Origin of the sequence: Kocuria varians (genome assembly GCF_006539885.1) — a bacterium.
Classification (GTDB): domain Bacteria; phylum Actinomycetota; class Actinomycetes; order Actinomycetales; family Micrococcaceae; genus Kocuria; species Kocuria varians.
The window spans coordinates 45,409-59,201 of the sequence record NZ_BJNW01000018.1 but is presented as its reverse complement, the minus strand read 5'-3'; the positions used below and the strand labels follow the sequence as shown (position 1 = coordinate 59,201).

The following is a 13,793-nucleotide window of genomic DNA, read 5'->3' as shown; positions in this document are numbered from 1 at the left end:
GGCGCCGCTGGCGGCCGCCCCGGCTCAGACCGCCCGCTGCGAGGAGGTGACGGGGAAGCCGGCCTCGAGGCGGCGTCGTCGGTCCCGCTTCTGCCGCTGGACACCCGCGAAGGCGAGCAGCCCACCCACGATGCACAGCGCGCACGCGACGATCGCCGGGGAACGGTAGCCGAAGCCGGCCGAGATCACGGCGCCGCCGAGCAGGGCGCCGACCGAGTTGGCCACGTTGAACGCGGCGTGGTTCAGGGACGCACCCATGAGCTGGGCGCCGCGCGCCGCGGTGATGAGCCAGCTCTGGATGCTCGGCATGATGAACGAGTTGACCAGGGACATCACGAACCCGGCCACGAAGATCCCCACCGGGGACCCGCCCAGCACACCCATCAGCAGCAGGGCCACCGCGAGCGCGGGGAAGCCCACCGCCATGGTGCGCCGTGCGCTGCGGTCCGCGCTGATGCCGCCCACGATGTTGCCGATGGTCATACCCACGCCCACGACCGCGAGCAGCCACGGGATGGCACCGGCGGGCAGGCCCGCGAGCTCGCGGCCCATCTGGGAGAGGTAGCTGTAGATCGCGAAGAAGCCGCCGAAGCCCACACCGGCCACGCCCATGACGATCCACACCTGGGGCAGCGCGAAGGCCGAGAGCTCACCGCGGCGGCTTGCACCGGGCAGCGGGGCCTGGCGCGGGACCGTGAGCCACAGCAGGGCCACGGTGAGGGCGAAGACCACGGTCACCGTGCCGTACGCGGCGCGCCAGCCGTAGGCCTGGCCGATGGCCGTCATCACCGGGACGCCCACCACGTTGGCCACGGTGAGCCCGGAGAGTGCGAGTGCCACACCCTTCGCCTGGTTGCCGGGGCCCATCACGGTCGCGGCCACCAGCGAGGCGAGGCCGAAGTAGGCGCCGTGGGGCAACCCGGCCAGGAAGCGCACCACGAGCAGCCCTTCGAAGGACGGCGCGAGAGCGGACGCGAGGCTGCCCACGAGCAGTGCCGAGGCCATCACGAGCAGCAGCACCGTGCGGGAGGCCCGGGCACCCAGGAACGAGATCACGGGCGCACCGACCACCACACCCAGGGCGTAGGCGCTCACGAGCCAGCCCGCGTGGGCGATCCCGGTCTCGGGGGACGAGCCGTAGAGGCCGGGCATGAGGTTCTGGGCGATCTGCGGGAGCAGCCCCATGGAGGCGAACTCCGTGCAGCCGATGCCGAAGCCACCCAGGGCGAGCGCGAACAGTGCCAGGCGTCGGCGGGCAGGGGTCAACTGGGTCATGGACGAGAGGCCTTTCCGGGGTTCTCGGGAGGACGCCGGGCGCTCTGGACGCCGCGGAGCCGGGACAGGGCGTGCGCGGCAGGGGTGGACCACTCGCACACGTCTCCGGGACGCTGCGAGCCCCTGCTGCGAGGGTGTGGATCCCGGAGGTGCCGCGTCGTCGAGGCATGACCGGCCATGAGGCCTGAATCCATGGAACGTACCGGGGAACGGATTTATTCGCGGGGACCGCGAGCTGTCTCGGAGGTCACACGCGGTCCGGGTTCTCCCCAAGCGGTGCACGAGAGTTTTCCACAGGTGTGGAGAAAAGTGTGCATATCTCGACCAAGATGTGTGTGCAGCGCCCGCCAGACCCCGGGATTCCGCTGTCCACAGGGCTGTTCACAGCTGTGGAATTACAACTCTGTAAGTTGTTAACAGGTGTGGACAACCCCTGTGGACACTCAGTCCAGCGAACGTTTCCCCAGCCCCGGGAGCATGGCGAGGGCCACCAGACCGCCCACCACCAGACCACCCACGTGCGCCTGCCAGGCCACCCCGCCGGCCACGAAGCCGAACACGAGGTTGATCACGATCAGCACCACGATCGGCGTCATGTCGTTGCGGAAGTGGCGCATGAACACGAACATCGCACCGAACAGGCCGAAGATGCCGCCCGAGGCACCGATCACCACGACCCACGGATCCCCCAGCAGCAGCACGCCCACCGAACCACCCAGCACCGAGAGCACGAAGAGCGTGAGCATCCGCCACGTGCCGAGCAGCGGCTCGAGCATCCGCCCGAAGAGGTAGAGCGTGTACATGTTCAGCAGCAGGTGCAGCGGCGAGGGCATCGAGTGCAGGAACCCGCTCGTGAGCATGCGCCACGGCTCGCTCGTGGTGAGCGCGGGCACGTAGCCGAACATCGTGGCGAGGCTGTAGGGCGTCAGCAGGGCCACCACCCACTGGGCGCCCCAGACCGCCACGCAGAGGGCGATGATCCCCCAGGTCACGGGCATGGTGGTACGACGCCGCGCGGGGCCGACCGTGGGCCGGCGCGGGGGCTGGGCCGGTGCGTCGTGGCTGCCCTCCCCCTCGTGGCCGGGCAGGTACTGCCCGTACTGCGGGGCGGGAACGGGGTGGCCGTCGCGGGGAACGCGGCCCTGTGGCGCACCGTCCCCGGGGATGCCCCCGGAACGGGGATCTGCGGGATCGTGGGTCATGGCTTCTCCGATCTGGCGGTGCTGGCGGATGACGCGGGGCCCAGGGGGCAGATGTGCCCTGGAACGCGTGAAGCCCACCCGGACCGCCGGGTGGGCTTCACAAGACGCGGGACGTGTCCGGGTCTCAGACCTCTTCGACGTCGATGGAGGTGATCACGCAGTCCTCCACGGGCCGGTCCTGTCCGCCGGTGCGGACGTTGTTGAGCTCATCCACGACCTTCTTGGAGGCGTCGTCCGCGACCTCGCCGAAGATCGTGTGCTTGCCCTGCAGCCACGTGGTGGGCGCGGTGGTGATGAAGAACTGCGAACCGTTCGTGCCGCGGCCGTTGCGCGTGCCCGCGTTGGCCATGGCCAGCACGTAGGGGGCGTTGAAGTTCAGTTCGGGGCTGATCTCGTCGTCGAAGGTGTAGCCGGGACCACCGATGCCCTGACCCAGCGGATCGCCGCCCTGGATCATGAAGTCCTTGATGATGCGGTGGAAGACGACGTCCTTGTAGAGGGGGCCGTTCTGCTTCTCACCGGTGCGGGGATCGGCCCACTCCTGGGTGCCGTCCGAGAGGCCGACGAAGTTCTTGACGGTCTTGGGCGCGTGGTTCCCGAAGAGGTCCACCACGATGTCGCCGTGGTTGGTGTGGATGGTCGCCTTGTGCGTGGCAATAGCGGAAGTCATGGTGTCATTGTGGCACGGCCCGCTCGGGGGCGTCAGGGGTGGTCTCGAGTGTTCAGCGCACAGTGAAAAGCGGTTCGAACCCCCGTTTTCCCGGGGAATTCCCGGGCGCACAGAACGTATGCTGATGGTGGAGATGTGCAGAATCATCACCTTCAGGAGGGAGACAGACATGAGCTTGTTCAAGAGCAAGGCCCAGAAGCAGGCCAAGGCCGCCAACAAGGCCGCCGAGTCCAAGGTCGTCAACGCCGGGGAGTGGCTCTCCAGCGAGATCGGTGAACTCGGGGAGAAGCTGCAGCAGGGCGTTCAGGCCGGCGCATCCGCTCTCGCGAGCGGCGTCGAGGCCACCGGCCCGTACGTCCAGGAGGGCCTGGGCCGTGCGCAGGAGCTCGGTGAGGACGTCAAGCACCGCAGCGAGAAGGCCAAGGCCGCCGGGGTGGCCGCTGCCGCTCCCCTGGCCAAGAAGGCCGCCAAGAAGAGCGAGCACGGCCGTGCCGTGGCTCAGGAGAAGTACTCCGGCGCCGTCGCCGCCCTGGCCTCCAAGGTCGCGGACGCGGACACGTCGGACCAGTTCGACGCCCTGGTCACCAAGCTGACCGGTGACAAGAAGACCGTGAAGCGCATCCAGAAGGCCGCGAAGAACTCGGCCAAGGAGTACGCCAAGCAGCAGAAGAAGGCGCAGGGTGGCCACAAGGGCCTGCTGTTCCTCGGCCTGCTGGTCGCGGGCGGCGTGGCCGGTGCGGCCGCGTGGCGCGCGTCCCGCCCGGTCCAGGATCCCTGGAAGACCCCCGCCACCGCCTCCCCGCGCGTCTCGGCCTCCCCGGTGAACAACAACTCCACCGTGGCCGCCGGCTCCGGTGTGAAGGTGGACGACGTCAAGGACCCCTCGTCCTCCGTGCCCAAGGAGGGCACCGCCTCGCAGGCGGCCCACCGCGCCACGGACAGTGTGAAGTCCGTTGCCGAGGACGCCAAGCAGACGGTCAACGAGGTCAAGGAGCAGATCAAGGGCTCCGCCTCGGACGACACCAAGCTCGGCTCCGCGGACAACAGCTCCAAGCACGATCCCAAGCAGGGCCCCAAGCACTGAGGCTCCTGAGGTGCCCTTCGGGGCACCACTGACGACGACGCCGCGCCCCTCCTTCGGGAGGGGCGCGGCGTCGTCGTTCGGGGAGGCGGCGTCGGGGGGGCGTGTCAGCCGAGGATGCCGGCCACGGTGTCGTAGGTCTGGTAGATGCCCAGCACCACGAACAGCACCGCACACACCACCAGCACGGCGTTCGTGAACATGCCGTTGCGCCAGCGCCGGGGCGTGCGGGAGGTGTTGAGCAGACCCAGCAGCGTGACCGCAAGGAACGGCATGAAGAGCGCACCCAGCACGCCGTAGAGCAGGATCAGGAAGACCGGGCGGTCCAGGACCAGCAGCAGCATGGGTGGGAACGTGAGCCACAGCAGGTAGAACTTGAAGTACTTGCCGCCGTTGCGGGTGTCCGGGTGGCCGCTGGGCTTCTTGCGGACGTTGCCCCAGTAGTCCGCGAACATCAGCGAGACACCGGACCACACCCCCACCACGGAGGAGAAGGACGCCGCCCAGAACCCCACGAGGAACGTCACGCCGATGACGTCCCCGTAGCGGGCCCGGAGCACGTCGTCCAGGTCCAGCAGCCCCTTGTCCCCGGCCCCGATCGCGTAGCCCGCGGAGTAGAGCACCTCAGCGCCCACCACGAGCATGGCGAGCACGAAGATCCCGGTGACCGCATACGCCACGGTGTTGTCCAGCTGCATCACCCGCATCCAGCGCGGCTGGTGCCAGCCCTTCTCGCGCAGCCAGTAGCCGTATGCCGCCAGGGTGATGGTTCCTCCCACGCCGCCGGCGAGCGCGAGCGTGTAGACCACGCCGCCCTGGGGGATCACGGGGATCAGACCGGTGATCATGCGGGGGATGTCCGGCAGGGTGATGATCGCCAGGCCCACCATGACCAGGAACATCACGCCCACCATCACGGCGGTGATCTTCTCCACGACCGTGTAGCGTCCGGCCCAGACGATCCCGAAGCCCAGGAGGCCCATGATGATCGCCCACGCCCACAGCGGCAGGACCGGGAAGAGCGCGGCGAGCGGCAGCGCGGACGAGGACATGGCCGTGGCCCCGTAGACGAAACCCCAGATCAGGATGTACGGGCCGAAGTACCACGAGGTCCACCGGCCCAGGGAGCGCCAGCCCTCGAAGATCGTGTGCCCGCTCGCCAGCGAGTAGCGTCCCGCGCCCTCCACGAGCACAATCTTCATGACCGTGCCCACGATGACCGCCCACAGCAGCGTGTACCCGTAGCGCGACCCGGCGCTCAGGGTGGCCACCATGTCCGCGGCCCCCACGCCCGTGGCCGCGACCACGAGCCCCGGCCCGATCAGCCGCCACCGCTGGACCTTCTCCAGCCGTTCGTGGGGGTCCACTGACGCCAGGGGCAGCAGGGGCGTCTTGTCTCGCATACGGCTACTCCACACGTCCGGGGTATGAGGGTTGTCACAGCTTCACCGACCAGTGTGTCATGCGCGCCGGCCCGGCCACCGACCACGTCTTCCCGTGACGCACACCCGCTGCCTTTCGCAGAACACGAGGACGTCTTGGCTCCCAGGTACGACGCCGCGCGGGGCCCTGAGCACGGCGGGCCCCATTCTCCGCAGGCGGGCACGACGAAGGCCGCCTCCCCGGAGGGAAGCGGCCCGTGTCGCGAGATCGTGTGGAGCCTAGGAGATTCGAACTCCTGACATCTGCCTTGCAAAGGCAGCGCTCTACCAACTGAGCTAAGGCCCCGTATTCGGTTGTGGTGTGCCGTGCGAACACGGCTCACCGGTGACCGTGAATGTCAGTCCACGGAGTCGACGGCCGAATTCCAGGCCTCACGCTTGGCCTCCGCCTCGCGCCAGGACTTCAGCGCAACGACCGAGAGACCGGCGACGGCGATGACCGCTGCGATGCGTGACTTCATGGGGAACCTTCCGGACGAGATCGTCTCGCGGTTGGTGAGGAATTCGAGGTGTGGGCGTACCAGGAATTGAACCTGGGACCTCTTCGTTATCAGCGAAGCGCTCTAACCGTCTGAGCTATACGCCCTCAGCGTGCCGAGCAGAGCAACTCTGCCTGGCCACGCCAAGACTTTACCGGAGGTTCGTGCCCGGCGCCAAATCTGTGCGCGCGCAGGCCCCGGCGGTCAGTCGTCCGTGAGGGTCACCCCGATGCCGCCGATCAGCGACGCCGCGATGTTGTACAGCAACGCGCCGAGCACGGAGAGCACGGACAGCAGGATCACGTTGGTCACCGAGATCACGGTGGCGAACAGCGCCACGTTGCCCAGGGAGAGGAACTTCTTGATGTCCGTTCCGCCGGCATTGCCGCCGAGGGTGGAGAGCATCTCGTTGATCCCGTCGAACAGACCCGTCAGGTTCAGCACGATCCACAGCACCAGGGACGCCACCACCGTGATGATGCCGAGCGCCACGGAGAGCAGGAACGCCAGTTTCAGGACCGACCAGGTGTCCACCTTGGAGACCACCAGCCGGGCGCGGCGCACCTTGGCCCGCGGCGCCGGCCGCACGAGTCCCTTGCCGGAACCCTTGCCGCCCTGCGTGGCCGGGGTCTTCTTGCTTCCGCCCTGCTGGGTGGCGGGCTTCTTGGGGGAAGAAGCCTTCACGGTCTGACCCGCCTTCGAGGCCGAGCTCGCGCTCATGCGTCACCTCCGTTGTCGTTGTGGTCCAACGCTACTGCATCCGCATCATCCGCCGGGGCAGCAGCGCCGTCCTGGCTCTGCTCCACGCCCTCCTCGACCGATTCCTCGACGACGACGCCGCCCTCGAGCTCCTCGGCGGCGGCCTCCTCGTCGACCTCCTTCTCGATCTCGCGCTCCGCGTTGCGGGCCACGCCCACGATCGTGTCGCCGGACCCGGGCTTCGCGAAGATCACGCCCATGGTGTCGCGGCCGCGGGCGGGCACCTCGCTGACGTTGGAGCGCACCACCTTGCCGCTCTCCATGACCACGAGCACCTCGTCGCTCTCGCCCACGATCAGCCCGCCCACCAGGCCGCCGCGGACCTCGGCGAGCTTGGCCACCTTGATGCCCAGCCCACCTCGGCCCTGCACGCGGTACTCCTGCACGGAGGTGCGCTTCGCGTAGCCGCCCTCGGTCATCACGAACGCGTAGGAGTCGTCCGTGACCACGTTGGCGGAGAGCAACTCGTCCCCGGAGCGGAACTTCATGCCCGTGACACCCGAGGTGGCGCGGCCCATGGGGCGCAGGGCGTCGTCGTCCGCGGTGAAGCGCAGGGACTGGCCGTGGCGCGAGATCAGCATGATGTCGTCGTCGGTATTCACGAGCATGGCCGAGACCAGCTCGTCGTCGTCGCGCAAGTTGATGGCGATCACGCCCGCGGAGCGGTTGGTGTCGTAGTCCGTGAGGCGCGACTTCTTGATCAGACCGCCGCGCGTGGCGAGCACGAGGTACGGGGCGTCCTGGTAGGAGTGCAGCTCCATGACCTGGGCGATCCGCTCGTCCGGCTGGAACTCCATCAGGTTTGCCACGTGCTGGCCCTTGGCGTCGCGCCCGGCCTCCACGAACTCGTACGCCTTGACCCGGTAGACCCGGCCCAGCGTGGTGAAGAACAGGATCCAGTTGTGGGTGTTCGTGACGAAGAAGTGCTCCACGACGTCGTCACCGCGCAGCTGCGCGCCCTTGATGCCGCGCCCGCCGCGGTGCTGAGCGCGGTACTCGTCCGCCCGCGTGCGCTTGACGTAGCCGTCACGGGTGATGGTCACGACCACCTGCTGCTGGGGGATCAGGTCCTCCATGGAGACGTCCCCGTCAAAACCGTAGAGCACCTCGGTGCGGCGGTCGTCCCCGTAGTGCTCCACGATCCCGCGCAGCTCGTCCGAGATGATCTCGCGCTGGCGCGCCTCGGAGGCGATGATCGCCTCGTACTCCGCAATCAGGCGCTGCAGCTCCGCGTGGCGGTCCTGGATCTTCTGCCGTTCCAGGGCGGCCAGACGGCGCAGCTGCATGTTCAGGATCGCCTGGGCCTGGGCCTCGTCGATGCCGAGCAGCTCCATCAGCCCGGAGCGCGCCTCCTCCACGGTGGGAGAGCGGCGGATCAGGGCGATCACCTCGTCCAGGGCGTCCAGGGCCTTGAGCAGGCCCAGCAGGATGTGCGCCTCCTCCTGCGCCTGCTTGAGGCGGAACTGGGTGCGCCGCACGATGACTTCCATCTGGTGCGCGACCCAGTGGATCACGAACGCGTCCAGGGACAGGGTGCGGGGCACGCCGTCCACGAGCGCGAGCATGTTCGCGGAGAAGTTCTCCTGCAGCTGCGTGTGCTTGTAGAGGTTGTTGAGCACCACCTTGGGAACGGCGTCCCGCTTGAGCACGATCACCAGACGCTGGCCGGTGCGGCCGGAGGTCTCATCCCGCATGTCCGCGATCCCCTGGACCTTGCCATCCTTCACGAGGTCCGCGATCTTGATGGCCAGGTTGTCCGGGTTGACCTGGTACGGCAGCTCCGTGACCACCAGGCACGTGCGGTTGTTGATCTCCTCTACGCTGACCACCGCGCGCTGGGTGATGGACCCGCGGCCCGTGCGGTAGGCCTGCTCGATGCCCTTGTGGCCCAGGATCTGCGCACCGGACGGGAAGTCCGGGCCCTTGATCCGCTTGATCAGCTCCTCCAGCAGCGTCTCGCGGTCCACGTCCGGGTTCTGCAGGTACCACTGCACGCCGTCCGCGACCTCGCGCAGGTTGTGCGGCGGGATGTTGGTGGCCATGCCCACCGCGATGCCCGAGGAGCCGTTGACCAGCAGGTTCGGGAACCGCGCCGGCAGCACCGTGGGCTCCTGCTGCTTGCCGTCGTAGTTGTCCTGGAAGTCCACGGTGTCCTCGTGGATGTCCCGGACCATCTCCATAGCCAGCGGCGCCATCTTCGTCTCGGTGTACCGGGGTGCCGCGGCACCGTCGTTGCCCGGGGAGCCGAAGTTGCCCTGCCCCAGCGCGAGCGGGTAGCGCATGATCCAGCCCTGGATCAGGCGCACCAGGGCGTCGTAGATCGCAGAGTCGCCGTGCGGGTGGTAGTTGCCCATGACGTCGCCGACGACGCGCGCGCACTTGTTGAACGAGCGGTCCGGCCGGTAGCCGCCGTCGTACATCGTGTAGATCACGCGGCGGTGCACCGGCTTGAGGCCGTCGCGCACGTCCGGCAGCGCACGGCCCACGATCACGGCCATCGCGTAGTCCAGGTAGGAGCGCTGCATCTCCGCCTGCAGATCGATCTGCTCGACCCGGTCCCCGGCGACCACGACCTCGTCGGTCACGACCTCCCCGACAACCTCGGGGCTGTTCTCCGGCTCCACGGGACCGTTGCCGTCCTGTGTCTCGTCACTCATGCGTTGCTGTTTCCGTTTCTTCTCGGCCCTCACGGCCCACTGCTGTTCATGCCGGTACGGGAATATCCGGCGTCCACCGTGTGCGTACTAGATGTCCAGGAAGCGGATGTCCTTGGCGTTGCGCTGGATGAACTCCCGGCGGGACTCCACGTCCTCGCCCATCAGCACGGAGAACACCTGGTCCGCCGCCGCGGCGTCGTCCATGGTGACCTGGCGCAGCGTGCGGTGCGCGGGGTCCATGGTGGTCTCCCACAGCTCGGTGTAGTCCATCTCGCCCAGACCCTTGTAGCGCTGGATGCCGTTCTCCTTGGGCAGGCGACGGTTCTCCGCGAGACCCTGGGCCAGAGCGGCATCCCGCTCCGCGTCCGAGAAGACGTAGTCGTGCGCGGCGTTGGACCACTTGATCCGGTACAGCGGTGGCTGCGCGAGGTACACGTAGCCGTGCTCGATCAACGGGCGCATGAACCGGAACAGCAGGGTCAGCAGCAGCGTGGTGATGTGCTGGCCGTCCACGTCCGCATCCGCCATCAGCACGATCTTGTGGTAGCGGGCCTTCTCGATGTCGAAGTCGTCCCCGATCCCCGCGCCGAACGCGGTGATCATGGACTGCACCTCCGCGTTCGACAGGGCCCGGTCCAGGCGGGCGCGCTCCACGTTCAGGATCTTCCCGCGCAGCGGCAGGATCGCCTGGTGGGCGGGATCGCGGCCCTGCACCGCGGAGCCACCCGCGGAGTCACCCTCCACGATGTAGATCTCCGAGAGCGTGGGGTCCTTGGAGGAGCAGTCCTTGAGCTTGCCGGGCATCCCGCCGGACTCCAGCAGGCCCTTGCGGCGCGTGGTCTCCCGGGCCTTGCGGGCGGCGAGACGGGCCTGGGACGCATAGATCGCCTTGCGGACGATGTCCTTGGCGGGGTTGGGGTTGCGCTCCAGCCACGCCCCGAAGAGGTCGAACATCTCGCGCTGCACGAAGGTCTTGGCCTCCGAGTTTCCCAGCTTGGTCTTGGTCTGACCCTCGAACTGCGGCTCCGAGAGCTTGATGGAGATCACCGCGGTGAGGCCCTCGCGGACGTCCTCGCCCGTGAGGTTGTCGTCCTTGTCCCGCAGCAGCTTGTTCTCGCGCGCGAAGCGGTTGATGAGGGTGGTCAGCGCGGTGCGGAACCCTTCCTCGTGCGTGCCGCCCTCGTGGGTGTTGATCGTGTTGGCGTAGGTGTGCACGGACTCGTTGAACGCCGTGGTCCACTGCATGGCCAGTTCCAGCGACATCTTCTTCTCGGAGTCGTCCACCTCCAGCGAGATGACGTCCTGGTGGATCAGGTCCGCCTTCTTCGAAGAGTTCAGGAACGTCACGTAGTCCAGCAGGCCGTCCTCGTAGCAGTAGACCACCTGGCGCGCGCCCGCGACGGCCGTGGCGGCGTCGTCCGCTCCCGCCGTGCCGCCGTCCTGGCCCTCGAGGGGGCCCGTGACGTCCGCGGGGGTGCCGCCGGCGATCTCGTCACCGGTCTCCTCCGTGGCGCGCTCGTCCGTGAGGCTGATGCGCAGCCCCTTGTTGAGGAACGCCATCTGCTGGAAGCGCGCCCGGAGGGTCTCGAAGTCGAAGTCCACGGTCTCGAAGATCTCGGGGTCCGGGTAGAACACCTGGGTGGTGCCCGTCTCCTCGGTCTCCTCGCCGCGGACCAGCTCGCCCTGGGGGTGGCCACCGTTGGCGAAGCTCATGCGCCACACGTAGCCCTGGCGGCGGACCTCGGTGTCCACGCGCCGCGACAGTGCGTTGACCACGGAGATGCCCACACCATGCAGGCCGCCGGAGACCGCGTACCCGCCGCCGCCGAACTTGCCGCCGGCGTGCAGGATGGTCATCACGACCTCCACGGTGGGCTTGCCCTCGGTGGGGTGCATGTCCACGGGGATGCCGCGCCCGTTGTCCGCCACGCGCACGCCGCCGTCGGACTGCAGCGTGATCTCGATGTGGTCGCAGTACCCGGCCAGTGCCTCGTCCACGGAGTTGTCGACCACCTCGTAGACCAGGTGGTGCAGACCGCGCGGCCCCGTGGAGCCGATGTACATGCCGGGGCGTTTCCTGACCGCCTCGAGACCTTCCAGAACGGTGATGTCGCTCGCGCCGTACTCGTGCTCTAGGGGATCCTCTGTAGCCACGGGGTCTCCGGTCCTCCTGCGTAATCGTTGACGATCATCGCCCGCCCCGACATGAACACAGCCGATGAGACGGCTCGCGGCTCATCGGCTGACGGGGCGAAGAGATCTATGGCTTGTCATTCTACCGGATGACACGCTGGACGGCCCGCAGACGCTCCGGACGGTGGTCCCGCAGGGTGGAGCCATTTTCGGGGTGGCGCCCGGCTCGCGGCGTTCTGGGCCGTTTTTGGCGGATCGAGGGCTGCGGGGCCCGCGACTCAGCCGTACGTGTCCCGGGGGCCACGGCCCTGCACACGCCAGCGGCCGCGCTTCCAGCTGGGTCCGGCGGGACCGTGGATCTCCAGCTTCGTGACGATGCCCTCCCCGAGCTGGTCAGCGAAGTTCGCAAGGATCGCCGACTGCATCAGTCGCAGCTGCGTGGCGTACGCCGTGGAATCGCAGCGCACCCGCACGACGGTGTCCTCGAAGTGCTCCGGCCACGAGTGCTCTGCGTTGCCCGCTCCCACCAGGGAGGCCCAGTCCGCGAGCACGGTGCTCACGTTCACGGGCGTCTTCCACCCGCGGTGCGTCATCAGGGTGTCCACGACCGAGCCCAGGGGTCGAGGGTCCCGGGCCGAGCGACCCGGCCCCGAGAACCCCCCGAGCTGCCGTGGATCCGTGCCGAAGCGCTTCGAGGAGCGCAGCGCGGGCGAACCGGTGCCCTCCTCCATGGCCGTGCCGAACGCCCGCATATTCTTGGCCGCGGCGGCCTTGGACAGCGGTGTGTCACCGCGGTCCCGCGCCGCCTTGCGGGCCCGCTGCAGAGCCACGGCGGCGGCGTCCACGACGTCCCGGTGGAGGGGCTCAGCCACCGTGGCCCCCGGTGTCGGGACCGTCGGTGGCAGGGTCAGAGGGTTCCGCGGACGCCGCGGCGCTCCGGACCGCCACCGCACCCGGTGACACGTCGACCACCGTGTGGGTGTGCTCGAGCAACGCGCTCGGCAGGTCCTCGTCCACGGCGGCGGTGACCAGCACCTGCTCGGCCTGCCCCACGAGCTCGGCCAGGCGGCGTCGGCGTCGGGCGTCGAGCTCCGCGAAGACGTCGTCGAGGATCAGGACGGGGGCGGAGCCCCGGCCGGGGTCGTCCGCGAGGTGCACGTACCAGGACCCCAGGCGCAGGGCGAGGGCCGTGGACCAGGTCTCGCCGTGGGACGCGTAGCCCTTGGCGGGGGTTTCTCCGAGCCGGATCAGCAGGTCGTCCCGGTGCGGACCCACCAGGGTGATGCCCCGGTCCCGCTCCTGGCGTTCCATGCGCTCGAACGCCTGCATCATGAGGTCGTAGAGGTCCGCCACGGAGAAGTGTCCCAGTGCCTCCTGGTCCGCACCGGGCGCCACGGAGGAGCTCTCGTAGCCCAGGGACACGTGCTTGGGACCGTCCGTGAGCTGCTGGTAGGCGCGGTCCACCTCGGGTCCGAGCGCCTTCAGCAGTTGCAGGCGAGCCCCCATGACCGCGGCACCGGCACGGGCCAGCTGGTCGTTCCACACCGCGAGTGTGGCGCGGTCCGACTCGTCGAAACCGCGCCGGCCACGGGTGGACTTCAGCAGGGCGTTGCGCTGCTTCAGTGCGCGGTCGTAGTCCGCTCGCGCCGCGGAGAGCACCGGGCGCATGGCGGTGGCGAGGTCGTCCAGGAACCGGCGGCGGTGGGACGGATCGCCCTTGACCAGGGTGAGGTCCTCCGGAGAGAACAGCACCGTGTGCAGGGTGCCGAGGGCCTCCCGTGCCCGGACCGGAGCCGCCCGGTTGATCCGCACCCGGTTCGGGCGTCCGACGTTGAGCTCGTACTCGAGGACCGTGCGCTGTCCGGCCCTGTCCACACGGGCGCGGACCACTCCGCGCTCTGCACCGGTGGCGATGAGCGGTCCGTTGCCCGGCACCCGGTGCGATCCCAGCGTGGCCGCCCAGTCCACGGCCTCCACGATGTTGGTCTTCCCCACACCGTTGGGCCCCACGAACACCGTGAGCCCCGGGGTCAGGGGAAGGTCCAGGGCCTGGTAGGTGCGGAAGTCCAGGAGCGAGAGGTGGTCTACGAACACA

The 13,793-nt window shown here is 68.6% G+C and carries 11 protein-coding genes and 2 tRNA genes; 1 reads left to right on the top strand and 12 read right to left on the bottom strand.

Translation table 11 applies throughout. From position 1 onward, the window contains the following. Positions 1 to 24: 24 nt before the first annotated feature. The 3 genes from KVA01_RS10110 to KVA01_RS10100 all read right to left on the bottom strand — a co-directional run bounded on the left by KVA01_RS10110 (position 25) and on the right by KVA01_RS10100 (position 3,147). Positions 25 to 1,275 (bottom strand): MFS transporter, encoded by a 1,251-nt coding sequence (locus tag KVA01_RS10110; protein ID WP_141270073.1) that lies wholly within the window; start codon positions 1,273 to 1,275, stop codon positions 25 to 27. 443 nt (positions 1,276 to 1,718) lie between these two features. After that, positions 1,719 to 2,477, bottom strand: coding sequence for a rhomboid family intramembrane serine protease (locus tag KVA01_RS10105; protein WP_231860600.1), 759 nt, complete (start codon positions 2,475 to 2,477; stop codon positions 1,719 to 1,721). 124 nt (positions 2,478 to 2,601) lie between these two features. After that, positions 2,602 to 3,147 carry a peptidylprolyl isomerase gene (locus KVA01_RS10100; RefSeq protein WP_141270071.1) on the bottom strand — a complete coding sequence of 182 codons (546 nt, stop codon included), beginning with the start codon at positions 3,145 to 3,147 and terminating at the stop codon, positions 2,602 to 2,604. A gap of 169 nt (positions 3,148 to 3,316) precedes the next feature. Between KVA01_RS10100 and KVA01_RS10095 the strand changes: the two genes are divergently transcribed. Continuing rightward, the gene (locus tag KVA01_RS10095) at positions 3,317 to 4,231 is read left to right on the top strand and encodes a hypothetical protein (protein ID WP_068468509.1); all 915 of its coding nucleotides are present in this window, start codon (positions 3,317 to 3,319) and stop codon (positions 4,229 to 4,231) included. Between the two features lie 104 nt (positions 4,232 to 4,335). On the opposite strand, the gene KVA01_RS10090 is transcribed toward KVA01_RS10095, so the two are convergent. The 9 genes from KVA01_RS10090 to recF form a co-directional block, all read right to left on the bottom strand. Next, on the bottom strand, positions 4,336 to 5,631 hold the full coding sequence (locus KVA01_RS10090; protein ID WP_068468507.1) for an Nramp family divalent metal transporter: 1,296 nt from the start codon (positions 5,629 to 5,631) through the stop codon (positions 4,336 to 4,338). 252 nt (positions 5,632 to 5,883) lie between these two features. After that, positions 5,884 to 5,956, bottom strand: a tRNA-Ala gene (locus KVA01_RS10085). 52 nt (positions 5,957 to 6,008) lie between these two features. Next, positions 6,009 to 6,131, bottom strand: coding sequence for a hypothetical protein (locus tag KVA01_RS13135; RefSeq protein ID WP_267899944.1), 123 nt, complete (start codon positions 6,129 to 6,131; stop codon positions 6,009 to 6,011). Positions 6,132 to 6,182: 51 nt separating this feature from the next. Next, positions 6,183 to 6,256, bottom strand: a tRNA-Ile gene (locus tag KVA01_RS10080). A 97-nt stretch (positions 6,257 to 6,353) separates the two neighbouring features. Then, positions 6,354 to 6,869: a DUF3566 domain-containing protein gene (locus KVA01_RS10075; protein ID WP_141270069.1), complete on the bottom strand. Its 516-nt coding sequence runs from the start codon at positions 6,867 to 6,869 to the stop codon at positions 6,354 to 6,356. Then, positions 6,866 to 9,565, bottom strand: a complete 2,700-nt coding sequence (gyrA, locus tag KVA01_RS10070; RefSeq protein ID WP_141270067.1) for a DNA gyrase subunit A — start codon at positions 9,563 to 9,565, stop codon at positions 6,866 to 6,868. The genes KVA01_RS10075 and gyrA overlap by 4 nt, the downstream gene beginning before the upstream one ends. A gap of 87 nt (positions 9,566 to 9,652) precedes the next feature. Then, positions 9,653 to 11,719, bottom strand: coding sequence for a DNA topoisomerase (ATP-hydrolyzing) subunit B (gyrB, locus tag KVA01_RS10065; RefSeq protein ID WP_068468500.1), 2,067 nt, complete (start codon positions 11,717 to 11,719; stop codon positions 9,653 to 9,655). A gap of 257 nt (positions 11,720 to 11,976) precedes the next feature. Continuing rightward, positions 11,977 to 12,570: a DciA family protein gene (locus KVA01_RS10060; protein WP_068468498.1), complete on the bottom strand. Its 594-nt coding sequence runs from the start codon at positions 12,568 to 12,570 to the stop codon at positions 11,977 to 11,979. Continuing rightward, positions 12,563 to 13,792: a DNA replication/repair protein RecF gene (recF, locus tag KVA01_RS10055; RefSeq protein ID WP_141270064.1), complete on the bottom strand. Its 1,230-nt coding sequence runs from the start codon at positions 13,790 to 13,792 to the stop codon at positions 12,563 to 12,565. The genes KVA01_RS10060 and recF overlap by 8 nt, the downstream gene beginning before the upstream one ends. Position 13,793: the final 1 nt, after the last annotated feature.